The organism is Micromonospora zingiberis (genome assembly GCF_004331455.1).
In the GTDB taxonomy this organism is placed as follows: Bacteria; Actinomycetota; Actinomycetes; order Mycobacteriales; family Micromonosporaceae; genus Micromonospora; species Micromonospora zingiberis.
On record NZ_SJJR01000001.1, the window covers coordinates 525,239 to 546,243 of the forward strand.

The 21,005-nt window shown below is 71.1% G+C and carries 17 protein-coding genes; 13 read left to right on the plus strand and 4 right to left on the minus strand.

The features are described 5' to 3' along the window. Nucleotides 1-173: 173 nt before the first annotated feature. Both E0H26_RS02290 and E0H26_RS02295 read left to right on the plus strand, forming a co-directional pair. Entirely contained in the window at nucleotides 174-2,285 is a 2,112-nt protein-coding gene (locus E0H26_RS02290; protein ID WP_131300202.1) for a PQQ-dependent sugar dehydrogenase, read from the plus strand. A 79-nt stretch (nucleotides 2,286-2,364) separates the two neighbouring features. Then, the gene (locus E0H26_RS02295; protein WP_131300204.1) at nucleotides 2,365-3,312 is read left to right on the plus strand and encodes a sugar phosphate isomerase/epimerase family protein; all 948 of its coding nucleotides are present in this window, start codon (nucleotides 2,365-2,367) and stop codon (nucleotides 3,310-3,312) included. Nucleotides 3,313-3,450: 138 nt separating this feature from the next. Here the strand turns inward: E0H26_RS02295 and E0H26_RS02300 are convergent, their stop codons facing one another. The 3 genes from E0H26_RS02300 to E0H26_RS02310 form a co-directional block, all read right to left on the minus strand. Continuing rightward, nucleotides 3,451-4,188 (minus strand): maleylpyruvate isomerase family mycothiol-dependent enzyme, encoded by a 738-nt coding sequence (locus E0H26_RS02300; RefSeq protein WP_165521737.1) that lies wholly within the window; start codon nucleotides 4,186-4,188, stop codon nucleotides 3,451-3,453. Nucleotides 4,189-4,273: 85 nt separating this feature from the next. After that, nucleotides 4,274-4,705, minus strand: coding sequence for a VOC family protein (locus tag E0H26_RS02305; protein WP_131300208.1), 432 nt, complete (start codon nucleotides 4,703-4,705; stop codon nucleotides 4,274-4,276). Between the two features lie 40 nt (nucleotides 4,706-4,745). Continuing rightward, the gene (locus E0H26_RS02310) at nucleotides 4,746-5,177 is read right to left on the minus strand and encodes a helix-turn-helix domain-containing protein (protein ID WP_131300210.1); all 432 of its coding nucleotides are present in this window, start codon (nucleotides 5,175-5,177) and stop codon (nucleotides 4,746-4,748) included. A gap of 147 nt (nucleotides 5,178-5,324) precedes the next feature. Between E0H26_RS02310 and E0H26_RS02315 the strand changes: the two genes are divergently transcribed. The 7 genes from E0H26_RS02315 (at nucleotide 5,325) to E0H26_RS02345 (ending at nucleotide 13,676) form a co-directional block, all read left to right on the plus strand. Next, nucleotides 5,325-6,569: a PucR family transcriptional regulator gene (locus tag E0H26_RS02315; RefSeq protein ID WP_131300212.1), complete on the plus strand. Its 1,245-nt coding sequence runs from the start codon at nucleotides 5,325-5,327 to the stop codon at nucleotides 6,567-6,569. Between the two features lie 53 nt (nucleotides 6,570-6,622). Next, on the plus strand, nucleotides 6,623-7,531 hold the full coding sequence (locus E0H26_RS02320; protein ID WP_131300214.1) for a carbohydrate ABC transporter permease: 909 nt from the start codon (nucleotides 6,623-6,625) through the stop codon (nucleotides 7,529-7,531). Continuing rightward, the gene (locus E0H26_RS02325; RefSeq protein WP_131300216.1) at nucleotides 7,528-8,814 is read left to right on the plus strand and encodes an ABC transporter substrate-binding protein; all 1,287 of its coding nucleotides are present in this window, start codon (nucleotides 7,528-7,530) and stop codon (nucleotides 8,812-8,814) included. The genes E0H26_RS02320 and E0H26_RS02325 overlap by 4 nt, the downstream gene beginning before the upstream one ends. After that, nucleotides 8,811-9,809 (plus strand): ABC transporter ATP-binding protein, encoded by a 999-nt coding sequence (locus E0H26_RS02330; RefSeq protein ID WP_131300218.1) that lies wholly within the window; start codon nucleotides 8,811-8,813, stop codon nucleotides 9,807-9,809. Before E0H26_RS02325 ends, E0H26_RS02330 begins: the two co-directional genes overlap by 4 nt. Beyond that, complete coding sequence (locus tag E0H26_RS02335) at nucleotides 9,806-10,681, plus strand: carbohydrate ABC transporter permease (protein ID WP_131300220.1); 876 nt, start codon at nucleotides 9,806-9,808, stop codon at nucleotides 10,679-10,681. The genes E0H26_RS02330 and E0H26_RS02335 overlap by 4 nt, the downstream gene beginning before the upstream one ends. Nucleotides 10,682-10,698: 17 nt before the next feature. Further along, complete coding sequence (locus tag E0H26_RS02340; protein WP_131300222.1) at nucleotides 10,699-11,166, plus strand: hypothetical protein; 468 nt, start codon at nucleotides 10,699-10,701, stop codon at nucleotides 11,164-11,166. A 122-nt stretch (nucleotides 11,167-11,288) separates the two neighbouring features. Continuing rightward, a complete protein-coding gene (locus tag E0H26_RS02345) occupies nucleotides 11,289-13,676 on the plus strand; it encodes a WD40/YVTN/BNR-like repeat-containing protein (protein WP_240741971.1) in 2,388 nt (795 codons plus the stop codon). Nucleotides 13,677-14,533: 857 nt separating this feature from the next. Here E0H26_RS02345 and pdxY read toward each other — a convergent pair. Beyond that, nucleotides 14,534-15,385: a pyridoxal kinase PdxY gene (gene pdxY, locus E0H26_RS02350; protein WP_131300224.1), complete on the minus strand. Its 852-nt coding sequence runs from the start codon at nucleotides 15,383-15,385 to the stop codon at nucleotides 14,534-14,536. A 226-nt stretch (nucleotides 15,386-15,611) separates the two neighbouring features. On the opposite strand from pdxY, the gene E0H26_RS02355 reads away from it, so the two are divergent. The 4 genes from E0H26_RS02355 to E0H26_RS02370 all read left to right on the plus strand — a co-directional run bounded on the left by E0H26_RS02355 (nucleotide 15,612) and on the right by E0H26_RS02370 (nucleotide 20,956). Then, complete coding sequence (locus E0H26_RS02355) at nucleotides 15,612-16,523, plus strand: carbohydrate ABC transporter permease (RefSeq protein WP_131300226.1); 912 nt, start codon at nucleotides 15,612-15,614, stop codon at nucleotides 16,521-16,523. Next, complete coding sequence (locus E0H26_RS02360) at nucleotides 16,523-17,446, plus strand: carbohydrate ABC transporter permease (protein WP_131300228.1); 924 nt, start codon at nucleotides 16,523-16,525, stop codon at nucleotides 17,444-17,446. The genes E0H26_RS02355 and E0H26_RS02360 overlap by 1 nt, the downstream gene beginning before the upstream one ends. Before the next feature lie 26 nt (nucleotides 17,447-17,472). Then, nucleotides 17,473-18,804 carry an ABC transporter substrate-binding protein gene (locus E0H26_RS02365; protein ID WP_131300230.1) on the plus strand — a complete coding sequence of 444 codons (1,332 nt, stop codon included), beginning with the start codon at nucleotides 17,473-17,475 and terminating at the stop codon, nucleotides 18,802-18,804. Nucleotides 18,805-18,877: 73 nt separating this feature from the next. Next, a complete protein-coding gene (locus E0H26_RS02370) occupies nucleotides 18,878-20,956 on the plus strand; it encodes a beta-galactosidase (protein WP_131300232.1) in 2,079 nt (692 codons plus the stop codon). Nucleotides 20,957-21,005: the final 49 nt, after the last annotated feature.

The following is a 21,005-nucleotide window of genomic DNA, read 5'->3' on the forward strand; positions in this document are numbered from 1 at the left end:
CGACCGTGACCGCCACCCATCCGACCACCCCGGCGCCCCCCACACCCATCAGAACCCACGCCCAGACCCGCGAAGCGGCGTCGAAGGGCGATTCCGTGCTGCCCACCCACAAGGAGGAACCAGCCGTACGTCTGCGACCTGCCCCGATCAGTCCTCAGTAGAAGGAGAGGCAGTTGAAGAGACGACTCGCGCTCGCCGTGGCCGGCCTGACCACCATCGCGCTCACCGCGACGCCGACCCCGACGATGGCCGCACCGGACGCCACCAGCGCTCCCCCGGAGACGGCCTTCCAGAAAGTCACCCTCAACGACCGGCCGGGCGAGCCGATGGACCTCGCCGTACTCCCCGACGGCCGGGTGCTGCACGTGACCCGCGCCGGTCAGGTGTGGCTGCACAACCCCGCCACCGGTCGCAACACCATCGCCGCCACCCTCGACGTGTACCAGCACGACGAGGAGGGCCTGCAGAACGTCGCGATCGACCCGAACTTCGGCAAGGGCGGCAACAACTGGGTCTACCTGTACTACTCACCGCCCATGGACACCCCGGTCGACGACCCGTCGACCCCGGACGTGAACGAGGGTGACGCGCCGACCTGGGGCACCGAGGAGGACTTCGCGCCCTTCGAGGGGCTGATCCGGCTCTCCCGCTTCCGCCTGGTCAAGGACAAGCTGGACCTGAGCACCGAGCAGCAGATCCTCGACGTGCCGGTCGACCGGGGCATCTGCTGCCACGTCGGCGGGGACATCGTCTTCGACAGCAAGGGCAACCTCTACCTGTCCACCGGCGACGACACCAACCCGTTCGAGTCCGGCGGGTACACGCCGATCGACGAGCGCCCCGGCCGCAACCCGGCGTACGACGCACAACGCAGCTCGGCCAACACCAACGACCTGCGCGGCAAGATCCTGCGGATCAAGGTCCGCGCCGATGGCTCGTACACCGTCCCGGACGGCAACCTGTTCAAGAAGGGCACGTCCGGTACCCGGCCGGAGATCTACCTGATGGGTCTGCGCAACCCGTTCCGGATCGAGCTGAACCGCAAGACCGACGAGCTGTACGTCGGCGACTACTCCCCCGACGCGAGCCAGCCGAACCCGCAGCGCGGGCCGGCCGGGCAGGGCAAGTGGATCGCCGCCCGTAAGGCGGGCAACCACGGCTGGCCGTACTGTGTCACGCCGGATCTGCCGTACCGCGACTACGACTTCGCCACCAACCAGTCCGGCGAGCCGTTCGACTGTGCCGCCCCGGTCAACGAGTCGCCGCACAACACCGGGCTGCGCAAGCTGCCCCGGGTGGAACAGCCGGACGTCTGGTACGGCTACGGACTCTCCCCGAACTTCCCCGAGCTGGGCACCGGCGGCATCGGGCCGATGGCCGGGCCGGCGTACCAGTTCGACCACCGTACGACGCGGGGCCGCAACCCGGTGGCGTGGCCGGCGTACTACGACGGCAAGCCGCTGTTCTACGAGTGGACCCGCGACTACGTGAAGGCCTTCGAGCTGGACCGGCGCGGCGCGCTGCGCGGGATCGAGTCGGTGCTGCCGTCGGTGGTCTTCGACAACCCGATGGACCTGGAGTTCGGCCCGGACGGCGCGCTCTACGTGCTGGAGTACGGCGACGGCTTCTTCAGCGAGAACCCGGACGCCCAGCTGGCCCGGATCGACTACATCGGCTGGGACGGCAACCACAGCCCGGTGCCGCAGGTGTCGGCCACCCAGACCGCCGGACTCGCTCCGCTGACCGTGGAGTTCTCCAGCGAGGGCACCGCCGACCCGGACGGTGACCGACTCCGGTACGAGTGGTACCTCGACGATGACGACAAGGTCGACTCGCGCGAGGCGAACCCGACGTTCACGTACCGCAAGAACGGCATCTACGAGGCGACCCTGAAGGTCACCGACCAGAAGGGACGGTCCGCCTCGGCCTCCGTCCGGGTGGTGGTCGGCAACGCCGCGCCGGTGGTGGAACTGGTCAGCCCGGTGGTCGGGCAGCCGTTCACCTTCGGTGACGTGGTGCGGTTCGAGGTGCGGGTCACCGACGACCAGCCGGTGGACTGCGCCCGGGTCAGCGTGACCTACATCCTGGGCCACGACGACCACGGTCACCCGATGACCACCGCCAACGGGTGCACCGGTTCGATCACCACCACGGTGCCGTCCGGGCACGATCCGGCGACCGACAACCTGTCCGCCGTGTTCGTCGCGTCGTACACCGACCCGGGTGGTGAGGGTCTGCCGCCGCTGACCGGCACCGCCGAGGTCGTCCTGGTTCCCACCCGCTAGCCCTGGTCGGGGTCCCTGGCCCGGCGCGAGCCGGCCGGGGACCCCGGTCCCGGGTCACGCACCACGAGAGGAGTGCCACATGTGTTACGGGTACGACGGCGAGGCCGCGCTGCGGCGGTCCGTCATCGACCGACGGGGCCTGTTGCGCGGTTCGTTGGCGGCCGCCGCCGGGGTGGGGTTGGTCGCGTCCGGGGTGGGGGCGACCGCCGCGGTCGCCGGTCCCGGTCGCACCGGTCGGCGGCACGTGCCGCCGGGCCTGATCAGCATCCAGTTGTGGACGGTCCGTGACGCGCTGAACGGCGCACCGGGCTACGACGCCACCCTCAGACATCTCGCCCGCATCGGCTACCCGAAGGTGGAGTTGGCGCTCGGCTACTTCGGCCGCAGTGCTGCTCAGCTGCGCCGGTTCCTGGACGGCATCGGGATCAAGGCCAGTTCCAGCCACGACGGGATCAGCGCCGACGCCGCCGCGCTGCGGCAGAAGATCCAGAACGCGGTCACCCTGGGCCAGAAGTTCATGGTGGTGCCGTACCTGTACTCCGAGAGCGCCGACGACTGGAAGCGCTGGGCGGAGCAGATGAACGTGGAGGCCGCGGCGGCACGCCGGGCGGGCCTGCGGTACGGCTACCACAACCACGCCCACGAGTTCACCATCGACCTCGGCGGTGGCCGTACGCCCTGGGACGTGCTGACCGCCGAACTCGACCCCAAGCTCGTCCACCTGGAGATCGACATCTACTGGGCGGTGACCGGCGGCATCCAGTCCGGTGTCGGGGCGGCCGACCCGGAGGGCTTCACCCTGGACGTGATCCGCCGTGCACCGCAGCAGGTCCTCCAGTACCACGTGAAGGACCGGCACGCCGCCGACGGCGACATGGCCGACCTGGGCACCGGGATGATCGACTTTGCCCGGATCTTCCGGGGGCACTCGGTACTGGAGTACATCGTCGAGAACGACACCCCGGACGTGACGCCCCAGCAGACCGCCGAGGTCGGCTACCGCTACCTGCGCAAGCTGCGGTACTGACCGGACACCGCCGGGCACCGGGCCGCTCGTGGCCCGGTGTTCGGCGACGTCATCGCCCGGTGCGCCGTGGCGCTGGCACGATCACGGGCGACCGGCCGGCCCGAGGCGTCCGTCGGGACGGTACGGCGGCCACGAGGTTCACGCCGCCCCGGGCGCCCCCGCTTCGCGGGACCGGCGCTCACGTGGCGGAGGGCTCGCGAGCACCCGCAGCGGTGCCATCAGCCGGCCGACCAGCCCCGGTCGGATTCGGCCCAGCACCCGGGCCCGCAGCAGGGGCACTCCGTCACCGGCCAGGTGGTCGAAGGCCCACGGCCGCCCGCCGATGCCGAGCAGCAGGGCGTCGGCGCGGCCCCGAACTGCCGGTCCCGTGCCGTGCACCCAGCCGGTGTCGGTCGCCTCCAGCCGCAGGCCCCGGAGGCGGTCGCCCAACGCGTACCCGGGCGACGGCTGCTCGGTCAGGTGCCGGAACGCCACCCGGAGCCGCTGCTCCGGGGTGTCGCGGTCGAGCCCCAGCGGGACCCGCACGTCCAGGTCGTGCAACAGCAGGTCGGTCAGGACCGGGTCGTAGCCGGACCGCGGGATCGTGGTCCGGCTAGCCGAGTTGCGGCGCAGCCGGGCGACGATCTCCTCGATCGGCAGCCGGGCGGCCCGGCGGGTGAGCAACACGTTGAAGCGGTCGAAGTCGGCGCCGGTCGTGACGATGGCGGTGTAGATCTTCAACTGGCCGAACCGTAGGTAGGTGATCAGGTGAGCGGCGACGTCGTGCACCGTCCAGCCCGCGCACAGACTCGGCTGACGCAGTTGGTCGGCCGTCAGTCCGTCGAAAAGATCAGCCGCCCGGCGCCGCTCATCGACGATCATGTCGAAGACGCGCATGCCGGTCAGGGTATTGGCCGCGGCGGTGGCCGGCATCCGCCCACGTGCCCTCCTGCGGGTGGCCGCCACGCCGGGGCTGTGGTGATCAGTCGAAGTCGGCCGGGGTGAACTCCCGGTGCTCCACCAGGACCAGCCAGTTGCCGGAGTTGTCGCGGGCGACGGCCTCCACGCCGTACGGGCGCTCCGCCGGTTCCTGGAGGAACTCCACTCCCTTGGCCCGCAGGTCGTCGTAGGTCTTGTGGCAGTCGTCGACGGCGAGCCCGACGGCGAACAGGCCACCCTCGTCCTGCGCCCGGCGGAACAGCTCGGCCACCTCGGGCGAGAGCGGCGGGCCGGGCAGGGTCAGGTGCACCTCCAGTTCCGGCTGGCTGGGATGGCCGACCGTGCACCACCGGTAGGAGCCGTCACCGATGGTGATGTCGGTACGTTCGACGAAGCCGAGCACGTCGACGTAGAACGCCTTGGCGGCATCGATGTCCTTGACGAATACGCTGGTCAGCGAGACGTTGGTAATCATGGGGCCAGGCTAGGCGACGCCGAGGCGGTGACGACTTCTCCTAGCTTGCGGCGTCACCGCGCCGCTCGGCGAATCCCACCATGAACACGAAGCAGCCCGGGATGCGCGGCGCGCCGCTGCTCGCCCAGCGGCGCTGGAACTCGCTCGGTGGCTCGCCGACGAGTTCGCGGAACCGGCTGCTGAACGAGCCGAGGCTGGCGAAGCCGACCGCGTAACAGACCTCGGTCACCGTGAGGTTCGTGGCCCGCAACAGGTCCTGAGCCCGTTCGATGCGCCGCTGTGACAGGTACGCGGCGGGTGAGCACCCGTACGTGACGGTGAACAAGCGATGGAAGTGATACTTGCTGATGCCGGCGACCGCCGCGACGGCGGTGAGTTCCAACGGCTCGGTGTAGTGGCGGTCCATGTGGTCGCGGGCCCTTCGCAGGTGAACCAGCAGGTCACCTGGGGCACGGCGGGGTGGTCGGCTCATCACGTCGAGCCTATGTGACGGCGGAGGGGAGAATGATGCACATAGCTGTAACGAATCAGCGTGGTTGAACGCCTATTGCGGGTGTAGACAGGATCCTGATCATGGCGGGGGTGCGCGGGTTGGCTGCCGCGCGCCAGGGTCCGTGACGTGAGAGGGGGCCTGGTGCGGGGCGAACTGCAACGCATCGTCGATGCCGTCGCCGCCCACGCCGGCCGTCCCGCCCTGATCGAGGACCGACGTCAGCGGGTCGTCGTGTACAGCGAGCAGACCGGCCTGACCGACGAGGTCCGCCGGGCCTCGATCCTGCGCCGGCAGAACGCCCCCGAGGTCGTCGCCTGGCTGCGCGATCTCGGCATCGTCGACGCCCGGGGGCCGGTACGCACCCCCGCCCGACCCGAGTTGGGACTGCTGCCCCGCCTGTGCGTGCCGGTACGCCACCACGAACTGCTCCTCGGCTACGTGTGGTTCATCGACCCCGACGCCACCATGACCGACGTCGACCTGACGGCGACCGGGCTGCTCAAGGAACTCTCGCTGGCCCTGTACCGGGAGAACCTGCTCGGCGAACTGGCCGCGCAGAGCGAGACCGAGGCGGCCCGTACGCTGCTCGCCGACAGCCCGGACACCCGCGACCAGGCGGCCCGGGCCCTGCTGGAGGCGGGGATGATCGCCGCCGACGGCCCCCGGGCGGCGCTGGTCGCCCGGCTCGTCTCACCCGCGCACCGGCAACCCGACGAACTGGCCCGTATCGCGCTGGAGCAGTCGCTGGTGGCCGCCCGCCGCCGGGCCGGCATCCGGGAGGCCCTGCACCTGGTCCGGCACGACCACGGGGTGCTGCTGTTGCCCGCCGAACCGGCCGCCGGTCGGCCCGCCCCGGAGGCCGCCGCCCGCCAACTCGACGAGGACCTGCAACACGTCACCCGCAGCCTCGGCTCGGTGGAACGCACCGTGGTCGGCGTCGGCCAGGCGCGACCGAGGTTGGCCGACGCGGTCGAGTCGTACGTCGAGGCCCTGCACGCGGCGCGGGTCGGTGCGCAACTGCCGGCGCTGGGCCGGGTGGTCTTCTGGTCCGGCCTGGGCAGCTACCGGGTGCTGGCCCGCCTCGGCGACCAGCAGCTCACGGTGGCCGACGTGCATTCGGGGCTGGCCCGGCTACTGGCCACCCCGGGCAGCCAGGTGCTGTTGACGACACTGGAACGGTATCTGGACCAGGCCGGCAACGCCCACGCCACCGCCGCCCGGCTGCGGCTGCACCGCACCACGCTCTACTACCGACTGCAACGCATCGAGGAACTCGCCGGCACCGACCTCAAGGACGGCGACGAGCGGCTCTGCCTGCACCTGGGACTCAAACTGGCCCGGTTGACCGGGCAGCATCGACCCGAGGAGTGAGGCGGCTGCGACACACGTAGCAACCCGGCTCGGAGATCTTCGACAGGTGCCCGATGACCGGTGGCGAGCCGATCCATAGGTTCGGCGCAGCGTGCGTGGTGCGCCGGTTGTGGACAGGGGGTGGCGCGGTGGTCGGGCGGTGGCTCGGGCGCTACGTCGTGCCCGCCCTCTTCGCGGCACTGTTCGTCGCCCCACTGTGGTTCATGCTCGTCGGATCGCTGCGCCCGACCGGCGCCCCACCGCCACGCACCCTGGAGCTGTGGCCGGCCGAACCCACCACGGCCGCGTACACACGGCTGCCGGAACTGGTGCCGCTGCTGCGTTACCTGGCGAACTCGGCGCTGGTGGTCGCGCTGGCCGTCCCGGTGACCGTGCTGGTGGCCTCGCTTACCGGTTTCGGGCTGCGGCTGCTGTCCGGCGCCGCGCGACGCCGGGCACTGCTCGGGCTGCTGGTCGTGCTGCTGGTGCCGGTCACCGCCGTGTGGGCCACCCGGTTCGAGGTGTTCCGGCTGGCCGGAGCCGTCGACACCTACCTGCCGCTGCTGGCACCGGCGGCGCTGGCCGTCAGCCCGTTCCTGGTGCTGCTGTACGCGTGGAGCTTCGGCGGCGTACCGGACAGCCAGTTGCAGGCCGCCCGGCTGGAGGGCGCCGGCTGGTTGACCATCTGGCGGCGGCTGGCGCTGCCCCAGGTGAAACCGGCGACGCTCGCGGTGGCGGTGCTCGCCTTCACCTTCCACTGGTCCAACTTCATCGACCCGCTGCTGTACCTGACCAGCGGGGACCGCTACACCTGGCCGCTGGGCCTGCGGTTCCTGCTGCTGCTCAACCCGACGGACTGGCCGCTGTTGATGGCCGGCAGCGTGATCGCCACCGCGCCGTGCGTACTGGTGTTTCTGTTCGCCCAGCGGATCCTGCTGGCCGACGATCCGCTGGCGGCGCTTCGCTCGAAAGGACGCCGATGACCCCGCCCTGGCGGCGCGCGTGCGCCACCCTGCTCACCGTGCTGCTGGTCGGCGCCGGATGCACGTCTGGTGACCGGGCGGCCGACCGCGCCGGCATCACCGTGGTGTTGTTCGGCGACGCGGAGGAGATCGCCGGCTACCGGGAACTGGTGGCCGGCTTCACCGCGACCAATCCGGACCTGCCGGTCACCCTGTCCCCGGTGGCCACCCAGGACGAACTGATGGCCCGGCTGACCACCTCGTTCGCCGGGGGCCGACCGCCGGACGTGTTCCTGCTGAACTACCGCCGCTACGGGCAGTTCGCCGCGCAGGGGGCGATCGAGCCGGTGCAGTCGTACCTGGACACCAGCGAGGCGATCCGGGAGAGCGACTTCAGTCCGCGGGCGCTGGACGCGTTCCGGTTCGACGGTCTGGAGTTGACCTGCCTGCCGCAGAACCTGTCCTCACTGGTGGTCTACTACAACGCCGACCTGTTCCGCGCCGCCGGTGTGCCCGTACCGACGCCGGGCTGGACCTGGGACGACTTCCTCGCCACGGCGAAGGCGTTGACCCGCGACGGCCGGTACGGCCTCGGCGTCGAGCCGTCCATTCCCCGGCTCGCCCCGTTCGTCTGGTCCAACGGGGGTGAGCTGGTCGACGACGAGCAACGGCCCAGCCGGCTGACCCTGCGCGACGACCCGGCCGCCCGGGCGGCCGTGGACTGGTTCGTCGACCTGCAACTGCGCCACGGTGTGGTGCCGCCGGACGCGCAGGAACAGAGCGAGTCCAGCGAGGCCCGGTTCCTGCGCGGCACGCTCGGCATGTACCTCAACAGTCGGGTCGCCGTGCCCACCCTGCGCACCATCACCGACTTCGGCTGGGACGTCGCGCCGCTGCCGGTGGCGCCGGGCGGGGTGCCGGCGTCGATCCTGCACAGCGACGCGTACTGCATGAGCGCCGGGCTGGCGGACCACCGGCCGGCGTGGCGGTTCATCGAGTACGCGATGGGCGAGGCCGGGCAGCGCACCCTCGCCGAGTCCGGCCGTACCGTGCCGTCCCGCCTGGAGGTGGCGAACTCCCCCGCCTTCCTCGATCCGGCCAAGCCACCCCGTTCCTCACAGGTCTTCCTCGACGCCGAGCCGCACCTGCGGGCCACCCCGCGCACCGGCAGTTGGTCGCGGGTGGAGAAGGAGGGGAACAGTCTGCTGGCGGAGGTCTTCTACGGCCGGGTCGACCGGGAAGAAGGGCTGCGCCAACTGGAGGAACGGGTCCGTCCACTGTTCGCCCTGACGGTGGGCAAGTGAAGGGTGTCATCCGGCTGGCGGCGCTGACCCGGTCGTACGGGACGACCACCGCCGTCGACGGCGTGGACCTGGAGGTCCGGGCCGGCGAGCTGATCACCCTGGTCGGGCCGTCCGGGTCGGGCAAGTCGACCATCCTGCGGCTGATCGCCGGGCTGGACCGGCCGGACAGTGGCCGGATCCTGGTCGACGACGTCGACGTCGCCCGGATGCCGGCACACCGGCGCGCGGTGGCGATGGTCTTCCAGGACTACGCGCTGTTTCCGCACCTCACCGTGCTGGGCAACCTCACCTTCGGGCTCCGGGTACGCAAGGTGCGGCGGGCCGAGGCGGACCAGCGGGCCCGCATCGCCGCGCAACGGCTCGGCATCGGCGACCTGCTGGACCGCTACCCCGACCAGATGTCCGGCGGGCAACGCCAGCGGGTGGCGCTGGCCCGGGCGCTGCTGCGCGACCCGAGCGTCTACCTGCTCGACGAACCGCTGGCCAGCCTGGACGCGCCGCTGCGCTTCGCCACCCGCGCCGACCTGCTCGCCCTGCACCGGGAACTGCGTACCACCACCATCCACGTCACCCACGACCAGCACGAGGCGATGACCCTCGGCGACCGGGTGGTGGTGCTGGCCGCCGGGCAGATCCGTCAGGTCGGCCCACCCCAGCAGGTGTACGACGCCCCCGCCGACACGTTCGTCGCCGGGTTCCTCGGCAGTCCACCGATGAACCTGGTTCCCGGCGGCGGGGTGCTCGGCGGCGACGCCACGCTGACCCTCGGCGTACGGCCGGAGGACCTGACGCTCGACGACGCCGGGCGCATCGCCGCGACCGTCGAGGCGGTGGAGGCGCTGGGCAGCGAGGCGATCCTGCTGACCCGCTGCCCGGACGGCACCCGGCTCACCGTCCGCACCGGACCCCGCCCCGGCGTCGGCCCCGGCGACGAGGTGCGGCTGCGCGCCGACCGGCTGCACCGGTTCGACGCGGCCACCGGACGGCGCCGGTGACCCGCCCCCGGCCGGCGCTGACCGGCTGGGCGTTCCTCGCCCCGTACGCCATCGCGGTGGCCCTGCTCGTCGCGGTGCCGGCGCTGCTCAACGTGGGGTACGCGTTCACCGACCACACCGGACTGACCCGGGACCCGCAGTTCGTCGGCCTGGCCAACGTACGGCGGATGCTCGACGACCGGTTCCTGCTCGACAGCCTCCAGGCGTCACTGTTCCACGTGTCGCTCGCCGTGCCGGTGCGCTTCGTCGCCGCCGTGGGGCTCGGCCTGCTGCTCGCCGCCCCACGCCCCGGCGGCCGCTGGTTCCGCACCGCCGTCTACCTGCCCACCGTCATTCCGGACGTGGCCCTGGCGGTGCTGTTCCTGTGGGTACTCAACCCGCTGTACGGGCCGTTGAACCAACTCCTCGGGCTGTTCGGGCACGCCGGGTACAACTGGCTCGCCGACCCGACCACCGCCCGGATCGGCGTGGTGTTGATGCTCGCGTTCCCGATCGGCGAGGGGTTCGTGGTGGTGCTGGCCGCCCGCCGGCTGCTGGACGGCCGGCTGTACGAGGCAGCGGCGTTGGAGGGCTGCGGCCCGTTCGGGCAGCTGCGTCGGCTCACCCTGCCGCTGCTCGCGCCGGTGCTGGTGCTGCTGGCGGTGCGGGACATCATCCTCACCCTCCAGGTCAACTTCGTACCGGCGTACGTGCTGACCGACGGCCGGCCGGCCAACGCCACCCTCTACCTGCCGGTCTACATCTTCGACCAGGTCTTCGAGTTCTCCGGCTTCGCGTACGGCTCGCTGGTCACCATCCTGCTGATGCTGATCACTGCCGTGATCATCACCGGGCTGCTGCTCCTGGTCCGGCGCTGGCGGGTGCTGCGATGAGCTGGCATCCTGCTGCGATGAGGTTCCGGGTCCTGGCCGCCACCGTTGTCGTGCTCCCGCTGTTGGCCGCCTGCGGTGGTGGCACGCCGGCACCGGCCGGCGCCGGACGCGACCTGCTGGCGAACCTGCCCAGCTGCGACCGGGTGCCGATGGACGACGAACCGGAGGTCGCCGCCGACGTGCCGGGTCTGGTCCTGCCCGAGGGCGCCCGGGTCACCAGCGTGGTCGAGCAGGGCGTACTGACCAGTGTGGCGGCCACCATCCGGATGTCCCCGTTGGACGTACGCGCCCACTACGAGCAGCGCACCGACATCGACCTGCTCCGCGTCGAGGACGAGATCTTCGAGACCGAGGTGCTGGCCCGAACCCAGGACCGGCGGATGTACCTGCGGGCCGGGGCGCTGTGCGCCGACGGCACCACGCTGACGGTGATGGTGGGACCCGACTCCGAGGACGCCGGCCTACCCGAGTTCCGTAGCGGCTGAGATGCCTCGACACCTGTCCTAACCGGACGGCGCGTTTCCCGACAGATGCTCGGTGACGTTCACCGATGCGCACTCTAGCGTGCGCACACAGGACCGTTCACGTCCGGATCAGGAGAGACGCAATGATATTCACCCTCGCGAGACGTCATCGCGGGCTGGCGGCGACGGCGGTGCTCGGGCTGCTCGCCACGGTCGCGTTGGCCGCGTCGTCCAGCCCACCACCGACCGCACCGTCGCTGGCCACCAACCTGCCCACCGGCCCGATGGAACTGCCCGACGAGTGGATGACCGCCCAGCGGATGAGCGACGGCAGCACCGACCTGTCGGTGGCCAAGTACGTCAACGCCCGCGGCGCGGCCAACCAGCTGGCTGCCCGTACCCGTAGCGTCTACCGGCCGCTGGCCGAGCGGAACTGGTCCTTCTTCGGGCCGCACAACATCGGTGGCCGGGTCGTCGACATCGCGGTGGACCCGCAGGTACCGGACCAGGTGTTCATCGCCGCCGCCTCCGGTGGCGTGTGGAAGTCCAGCGACGCCGGCGCCACCTTCACCCCGGCCTGGCCGGACGGTTGGGGTCAGGCCATCGGTGCGGTCGCCATGACCAGTGACGGCGTCCTGTTCGCCGGCACCGGTGAGGCGCAGCCCGGCGGTGGTTCCATCACCTTCGGCGGCGACGGCGTCTACCGCTCCACCGACCGGGGTGCCAGCTGGCACCGGGTCGGGCTGGCCGACAGCCACGCCATCGGACGTTTCGCGATCGACCCGAGCAACGAGGACCGGATCTTCGCGGCGGCCAGCGGCAACCTGTTCGTTCCCGGCGGCGAGCGCGGCGTCTACCTCACCGAGGACGGCGGTGACAGCTGGCAGCAGGTCCTCGCCCCGCCGAACGACACCACCGGCGCCACCGAGGTACTGATCGACCCGAGCAACCCCGACCGGGTGTACGCCGCGATGTGGGACCACCTGCGCGAGCCCCACCAGCGCACCTACGGTGGCCCCGGTTCCAGCCTCTGGCGTTCCGACGACGGCGGCCAGAACTGGCAGCGGATGACCACCGGCCTGCCCACCGACGCCGACCAGGGCCGCTGGGGACTCGCTCTGGCCCCCAACAACCCGCAGCGACTGTACGCGTACGTCGGCACCGCCCTCGGGCCGTTCCGGGCGTTCTACCGCTCCGACGACGGCGGCGACACCTGGACGCAGCAGCCGATCAGCGCCAACCAGGCGTCGCAGTCGACGTTCAGCTGGTGGTTCGGCAAGATCTTCGTCGATCCGGGCAACGCCAACCACCTGTTCCTGATGGGCGTGAACCTGATGCGCTCCACCAACGGCGCGCAGAGCTTCTCCTCCGTCGGCGGGGTACACGCCGACCAGCACTCGATGCGCTGGGACCCGAAGGTGCCGGGCCGGGTCTACCTCGGCAACGACGGCGGCTTCTACCGCTCGCAGAACAACGGCGCGAGCGGCTGGGTGAAGTCCACCGACGAGCGGTACACGCAGTTCTACACCGTCGACGTGGCGCAGACCGACCCGAGCCTGAAGGTCGGCGGCACCCAGGACAACGGCTGCAACCGTGGCTATAACGGCCCCGGCGGCCCCTGGAACGCCATCGGCTGCGGTGACGGCCTGCAGACCCTGATCCACCCGGAGAACCCGAACATCGTCTTCGGGTGCAGCCAGTACGGCGCCTGCTACCGGTCGGAGACCGCCGGTGGCACGCCACGGCAGAACATCGGGACCGGCCAGACCACCTCGCAGCGGCGCAACTGGCTGACCCCGTTGCAGTTCGACCCGAACGACCCGAACGTCATGTACTACGCCGGCAACATCGTGAACCGGTCGACGGACAACGGTCGTACCTGGACGGCGATCAGCCCCGACCTGACCGGCGGTGGCCCGAACGACCCGTCCGGCTACCCGTGGGGCACGATCACCACGATCGCCGCCGCGCCCACCGACGGCAACACGCTCTACGTGGGCACCGACGACGGCAAGCTCTGGTGGACGCGCGACCTCGGCGGGAGCTGGCACGAGGTCGACCCGGCGCAACTGCCCGGCACCTGGGTCACCCGGGTCGCGGTGAACCCGAACGACGCCAACATCGCGTACGCCACGTTCTCCGGCTTCCGCTCGGGCAGCGACCGGGCGCACGTGATGATGACCCGCGACGGCGGGCACACCTGGACCGACATCGGTCGGGGTCTGCCCGACGCGCCGGTCAACTCGGTGATCCCGACCGCCGACGGGTTGCTGCTGGTCGGCACCGACGTCGGTGTGTTCCTGTCTGGCTGGAACGGCGGCGAGTGGGCCGCGCTCGGCGCGGACCTGCCGCAGGCGGCAGTGATGTACCTGCGTTACCACGAGCCGTCGCGGCAGCTCACCGCCGCCACGTTCGGTCGGGGCATCTACGACCTGACGGTCCCGCGTTGCCCGGCGGCGTCCACCCGGCTGCCGCTGAAGGACCCGGGGGTCGGCCTGGTGGGCACGCTGTCGTCCTGCCGCGCCGGCTAACCCCGTCGAAGTCCCCGATTGCCGACGCGGAGGCCCCCAAGCGGCGGTCAGGGACTTGGACACACCGGCCCGAACCAGAACCGGAGGCCACCTCACCCGTCCGGGTGAGGTGGCCTCCGGCCTGCGCCAGCAGGTGTTCGGCCTGCGCAGCAGCTGTCCGGCCCGCGCAGCAGCTGTCCGGCCTTCGCGCAGCTGTCCGGCCGGACCGGCCCTGTCGAGCTGACCTGGACCGCCCCTCCCCGCCCGACCCGCAAGCGGCCCCTGTCGAGCTGATAGCGCGAACGGTTCGCGGCGAGCGAGGCGTTGTCGTGCACACGGCGCAGGCCGCAGGTGCGCAGGCGCCGGCAGCATCGGACGACTGTGGCGTTGCGCGGCGGGGCGACCTCGGGTACCTGCAAGTCCTCGGCTGCGCAGGCGCCGGCGGCGGACGTAACGACACGGGCCCGCGTGGGCCGGCAAGCCGGCCGGCGGTCGATCCTGGTGATAGCAGAAGCGACTCAGCTCGACAGGGCCCGGACCGAGGCATAGTCCGGCACGGGGCCCCGCGGCACTGCCAGCCGGGCAGCGCAGCCGGGCAGCGCAGCCGGGCAGCGCAGCCGACGGGCAGGGACCGGGTCGACGGGCGGGCGATCGCCCGGCAAGGGGCGGGATTCATCGCCCTGGCACTGCCGGCCGGGCAGCACAGCCGACAGGCAGGGAAACCGGGCCGACGGATAGGCGACCGCCCAGCAGAGGGCGGGATTCATCACCCCGGCACTGCCGGGCGGTCAGCGCAGCCGGCGGGCGGGGAACCGGGCCGACGGATAGGCGATCGCCCGGCAGAGGGCGGGATTCGTCGCCCCGGCGCTGCTGGGCGGTCAGCGCAGCCGGCGGGCGGGGAACCGGGGCGGCGGGTGGGCGATCGCCTCCTGGGCGGCGACCAGTTGGAGTTCCCGGGTGCCGGCGGCAAGGGTCGCCTCCAGCACGGCGAAGATCGAGGCGGTGGTCTGCTCCAGGGCGGTGGCGGGCGAGCCGGTGGTGCGCAGATGCGCGAGGTACAGCGCGGCGGTGACGTCGCCGCCGCCGTTCGGGTTGATCGGCAGTAGCGGGGTGGTCACCGCCCAGGCACCCTCGTCGGAGACCGCCACCACCTCCAGCGACCCCGACGGTACGGCACCGTGCAGCACGCTGGTCACCAGGACGTGTCGGGGGCCGGTCGCGCGGACCACGTCGACGGCGGCCAGCAGCGCCTCCGGTGAGTCGGTCGGGCGGCCGGCGAGGAACTCCAGCTCGAACTGGTTCGGGGTGACGATGTCGGCCCGGGGTACGACCACGTCGCGCAGGTACTCCGGGATGCCGGGCCGGACGAACATGCCCCGGCCGACGTCGCCCATCACCGGGTCGCAGCAGTAGACGGCGTCCGGGTTGGCGGTCTTGACCAGGGTCACCGCGTCGAGGATGACCCGGCCCATCGCCGGGTCGCCCTGATAGCCGGAGAGGATCGCGTCGGCGTCGCCGAGCACCCCCCGATCGGCGATGCCGGCGATCACCTCGGCGACGTCGGCCGGGGCCAGTAGCGGGCCGCGCCACGCGCCGTAGCCGGTGTGGTTGGAGAAGTGCACGGTCAGCACCGGCCAGACCTCGTGGCCGAGTCGTTGCAGCGGGAACACGGCGGCGGAGTTGCCGACGTGGCCGTAGGCGACCGAGGACTGGATGGACAGGATCTTCACCGTCCCATCATCGCCGTTGCCGCCTGCTGGTTCCTCCCGGGTCGGGTCGCTGGCCCGGCGGCAGGGTTGACGATGATCGGTCCCGATGCGACCATCAGCGATGTTTGCGTTAACACGCACATAACCCCCACGTTGCGTTTCCCTCCGGTGCCCGCGCGCATCGCCGGCTGCCTCGACAGCCGGCATGTTTGCGCAAACATCGACGACTGATGTGGAGTACGGGCCTATGACAGTCCCGCAGGTCACCGCCCGGGGCGCGGCGGCGGCTCGACGGCGCCGCCGCGGGTTGGCGGGCTGGCAGTTCGTCGGTCCCTTCATGGCGGTCTTCGCGCTGGTCTTCCTCGCCCCCATCGGCTACTCGATCTACCTCAGCCTGTACCGCCAGCGCCTGATCGGCGGGACCAGCTTCGTCGGCTTGGAGAACTACCAGCGGGCCCTGACCGACCCGCAGTTCTGGTCGGCGCTCGGCCGGGTGTCGCTGTTCCTCGCGGTCCAGGTGCCGATCATGCTCTTCCTCGCCCTGCTCGTGGCGCTCGCCGTCGACAGTGGCCGGCTGCACGGGATGCGGTTCTTCCGGGTCGGCGTCTTCCTGCCGTACGCGGTACCGGCGGTCGTCGCCACCCTGATGTGGGGCTTCCTGTACGGCACCCAGTTCGGGTTGGTCGGCAGCCTCAACGACGCCCTCGGGCTGACCCTGCCCAGTCCGCTGACCCCCGAACTGATCCTGCTCAGCATCGGCAACATCGTGACCTGGGAGTTCGTCGGGTACAACATGGTGATCTTCTACTCGGCGCTGCGGGTGGTGCCGACCTCGCTCTACGAGGCGGCGGCGATCGACGGTGCCGGCCAGTTCCGGATCATCCGGGCCATCAAGCTCCCCGCCATCCGGGGCGCCCTGGTGGTGGCCACCATCTTCTCGGTCATCGGCAGCTTCCAGCTGTTCAACGAGCCGGCGATCCTCAAGGACCTGGCGCCCAACGCGATCACCACCTACTTCACGCCCAACCTGTACGCGTACTCGCTCTCCTTCTCCGGGCAGCAGTTCAACTACGCCGCCACGGTGGCCGTGCTGATGGGTCTGATCACCATGGCGATCGCGTACCTCGTCCAACTGCGCGGCATGCGGAGGGAACCCTGATGGCCACCACCGCAGAGCCGGCCACCGCCCGCCCGGCCACCGCCCGGTCGGCCACCGTCGAGCGACGCCGGCCCCGGCGCCGCCCGGCGCGCAGCCTCACCCTCACCGTGTCGACCGGGATCGTGCTGGTCTACAGCCTCTTCCCGCTGGTCTGGCTGGTGATCAGTGCGACCAAGTCCCAGGAGGGCCTGTTCACCTCCTTCGGCCTCTGGTTCGCCAGCGACTTCGCGCTCTGGGACAACATCGCGCAGACCGTCACCTACCGCGACGGGATCTTCCTGCGCTGGTTCGCGAACACCCTGGGCTACGTCCTGGTCGGAGCCGGCGGCGCCACCCTGCTCGCCACCCTCGGCGGGTACGGCCTGGCCAAGTTCGACTTCGTCGGCAAGCGGGCGGTCTTCGCGGTCGTCATCGGGGCGATCGCCGTGCCCGGTACCGCCCTGGCGGTACCCACCTTCCTGATGTTCAGCCGGCTGGGGATCACCGACACGCCCTGGTCGGTGATCGTCCCGTCGCTGGTCACCCCGTTCGGGCTCTACCTGATGTGGACCTTCGCCGCCGAGGCGATTCCGGACGAGCTGCTGGAGGCCGCCCGGGTGGACGGCGCGGGCGAGTTCCGCACCTTCTTCCAGCTCTGCCTGCCGCTGCTCGCCCCGGGAATCGTGACGGTGCTGCTGTTCAGCATGGTGGCCACCTGGAACAACTACTTCCTGCCGTTGATCATGCTGCGCAATCCCGACTGGTATCCGCTGACCCTGGGGTTGCAGACCTGGAACAAGCAGGCCAGCACCGCCGGTGGCGAGGCGGTGTTCCACCTGGTCGTCACCGGTTCGTTGCTGACGATCCTGCCGCTGTTGGCGGCCTTCCTCCTGTTGCAGCGCTACTGGCAGTCCGGACTGGCCGCCGGCAGCGTCAAGCAGTGAACACCCACCACCATGAAGGGACATCGATGAGAAGAACCCTTACGAAGATCGTCACGGCGGCCACCGTGGCCGCGTTGGCGCTCACCGGCTGCGCGTCGAGCGACGATCCGGCCGACACACCGAACGGGCCGGTCTCCGCGGCCGACATCCAGGCGGCCCTGGACGCCGGCGGTGAGATCGCGGTCTGGGCCTGGGAGCCGACCATCACCGAGGTCGTCGCCGGCTTCCAGCGCAAGTACCCGAAGGTCAAGGTCAAGCTGGTCAACGCCGGCAGCGGCAACGACCAGTACACCGCGCTGCAGAACGCCATCGCCGCCGGCAGCGGCGTGCCGGACGTGGCGCAGGTCGAGTACTACGCCCTGCCCCAGTTCGCGCTGGCCAAGTCGGTCACCGACCTGCGGGCGTACGGGGCGGGTGGGCTCGGCGGCACCTTCACCCCGGGCCCCTGGGCGTCGGTCAACACCGGCGGCGGCGTGTACGGCCTGCCGATGGACTCCGGACCGATGGCGTTGTTCTACAACAAGGAGGTCTTCGACAAGCACGACATCGAGGTGCCGGCCACCTGGGCCGACTTCGTCGCGGCGGCCCGCAAACTGCGCCAGGCGGACCCGAAGGCTTACCTGATCAACGACGCCGGGGACGCCGGCTTCGCCACCAGCATGATCTGGCAGGCCGGCGGCCGGCCGTTCCAGGTCGACGGCACCTCCGTGAAGGTGGACTTCACCGACGCCGGCACCACCCAGTTCGCCAACCTGTGGCAGCAGCTGATCACCGAGAAGCTGGTCGCGCCGGTGGCGCCGTGGAGCGACGAGTGGTTCCAGGGCCTGTCCAACGGCACCATCGCCAGCCTGGTGATCGGTGCCTGGATGCCGGCGAACCTGACCTCCGGCGCCTCGGCCGCCGCCGGCAAGTGGCGGGTCGCGCCGCTGCCGCAGTGGCAGGCCGGCGGCACCGCCAGCGCCGAGAACGGCGGCAGCTCACTGGCCATCCCCGAGAAGGCCGACAACAAGGCCCTGGCGTACGGCTTCATCAACTACGCCAACGCCGGTGACGGAGTGGCGATCCGGCTCAAGGGTGGCGCCTTCCCGGCCACCACCGCCGAGCTGAACTCGCCCGAGTTCCTCGCCACCGAATTCAGCTACTTCGGCGGCCAGAAGGCCAACGAGGTGTTCGCCGAGTCGGCGAAGAACGTCGTCAGCGGCTGGTCGTACCTGCCCTTCCAGGTGTACGCCAACAGCGTCTTCAACGACACCGTCGGCCAGGCGTACGTCAGCTCGACCTCGTTGCAGGACGGCCTGAACGCCTGGCGGGAGGCCGCCGCGAAGTACGGCACCGAGCAGGGTTTCACCCTCCGGTAGCCGGCGGCTGGGCCGGGCCGACCACGGCGGCCCGGCCCGGCCGTGTCAACGTCCGACCCTCCAGGGAGAAGTGATGGCATCCGGTGAGACCCCGAGTTGGCTGCGCTGGCCGGCAGCTGGCCGCCCCCGGCTCGCGTTCGGCGCGGACTACAACCCCGAACAGTGGCCCCGAGCAGTCTGGGACGACGACGTACGGGCGATGCGCGCCGCCGGGGTCAACATCGTCTCGCTGGCCATCTTCTCCTGGGCCCGCCTGGAACCGGCCCCGGCCGAGTACGACTTCGGATGGTTGGACGAGGTCATCGGCCTGCTGCACGACAACGGCATCGCGGTCGACCTGGCCACCGCGACCGCCTCGCCACCACCCTGGCTGACCACCGCCCATCCGGAGATCCTCCCGGTCGACCGGGACGGGCAGACCGTCTGGCCGGGCGCCCGGCAGCACTGGCGCCCGACCTCACCGGTCTTCCGCGCCCACGCGCTGCGACTGGTCGAGGCGATGGCACAGCGGTACGCCCACCATCCGGCGCTCGCCGCCTGGCACATCAGCAACGAGTTGGGCTGCCACAACGTCTACGACTACTCCGACGACGCGGCGCGGGCATTCCGGCACTGGCTGCGGGCCCGCTACGGCAGCGTCGAGGCGCTCAACCGGGCCTGGGGCACCGACTTCTGGTCCCAGCGGTACGGCGACTTCGGGCAGGTGCTGCCACCCCGGCGGGCCGCCTCCCACCCCAACCCGACCCAGCAACTGGACTTCAAGCGGTTCTCCTCCGACGCTCTGCGGGATCACCTGCGCGCCGAACGCGAGATCCTGCGGGCAGCGAACCCCCGGATCCCGATCACCACCAACTTCATGGTCATGTCCGGCACCTCGGGGATGAACTACGCCGACTGGGCGGACGAGGTGGACTTCGTCGCCAACGACCACTACCGGCACCCGGGCCCGCAGTCCCTCGACGAGCTCTCCTTCTCGGCGAACCTGGTCGGCAACCTCGCCGGTGGGCGGCCCTGGTTCCTGATGGAACACTCCACCAGCGCCGTCAACTGGCAACCGGTCAACCTGGCCAAACGCCACGGCGAGCTGGCCCGGGACTCGCTGACCCACGTGGCGCACGGCGCCGACGCGGTCTGCTACTTCCAGTGGCGCCAGTCCGCGGCCGGCGCGGAGAAGTACCACTCGGCGATGGTGCCGCATGCCGGTGAGGAGAGCGCGGTGTTCCGGGCGGTCCGCGACCTCGGTGCCGAGCTGGCCGACCTGGCGGAGGTGGCGGGCACCGACCGGACGCCGGCCGAGGTCGCCATCCTCTTCGACTGGGAGTCCTGGTGGGTCAGCGAACTGGACTCGCACCCCACCTCCCTGCTGCGCTACCGGCAGGAGGCGCTGGACTGGTACTCGGCCCTCCTGGCCCTGGGTGTCCGGGCCGACGTGCTGCCGGTGGCCGCACCACTGGACGGATACCGCCTGGTCGTGGCGCCGATCCTGCACGTCATGCCGGCGCCGCTGGCGGCCCGGTTGGGCCGCTTCGCCGAGCAGGGCGGGCACCTGGTCACCACCTACTTCTCCGGCGTCGTCGACGAGCACGACCACGTCTGGCTGGGCGGTTACCCGGGCGCCCTGCGGGACCTGCTCGGTATCCGGATCGAGGAGTTCGGCCCGCTGCTCGACGGTGACCAGGTGACGCTGGACACCGGTGAGGTCGGCACCCTGTGGACGGACCGGATCGAGGTGACCGATCCCGACGTGACCGTGCTCGCCTCGTACCACACCGGAGAACAGGCGGGTCGCCCGGCGATCACCCGGCGACCGGTCGGTACCGGCTCGGCGAGCTACGTGTCGACCAGGCTCGGGGTCGCCGGGTTGGTCCCGGTGCTGGACCAGCTCACCCAGGCCGCCGGGCTGGCCTCCGAGTTGCCCGAGGCGCTGCGCGGGCGGGTGGAACTGACGATCCGGGGCGCCTACCGGTTCCTGATCAACCGCACCGACGAGCCGGTCGGCCTGCCGAGCCTGCCCGGCACCGCGCTACTCGGCGACGACGACGTGCTGCCACCCCGGGGCGTCACGGTACGCACCCTCGCCGCCGCACCGGACCGGCCGCCGGCCGCCGGCCTCGGCGTGCCCCTCGCCGCGTCCCGCTGGTCCCCCGGCTGACCACGCCGCGACCAGGGACGTCGACGGGGCGTGCCGTGATCCCGCCACG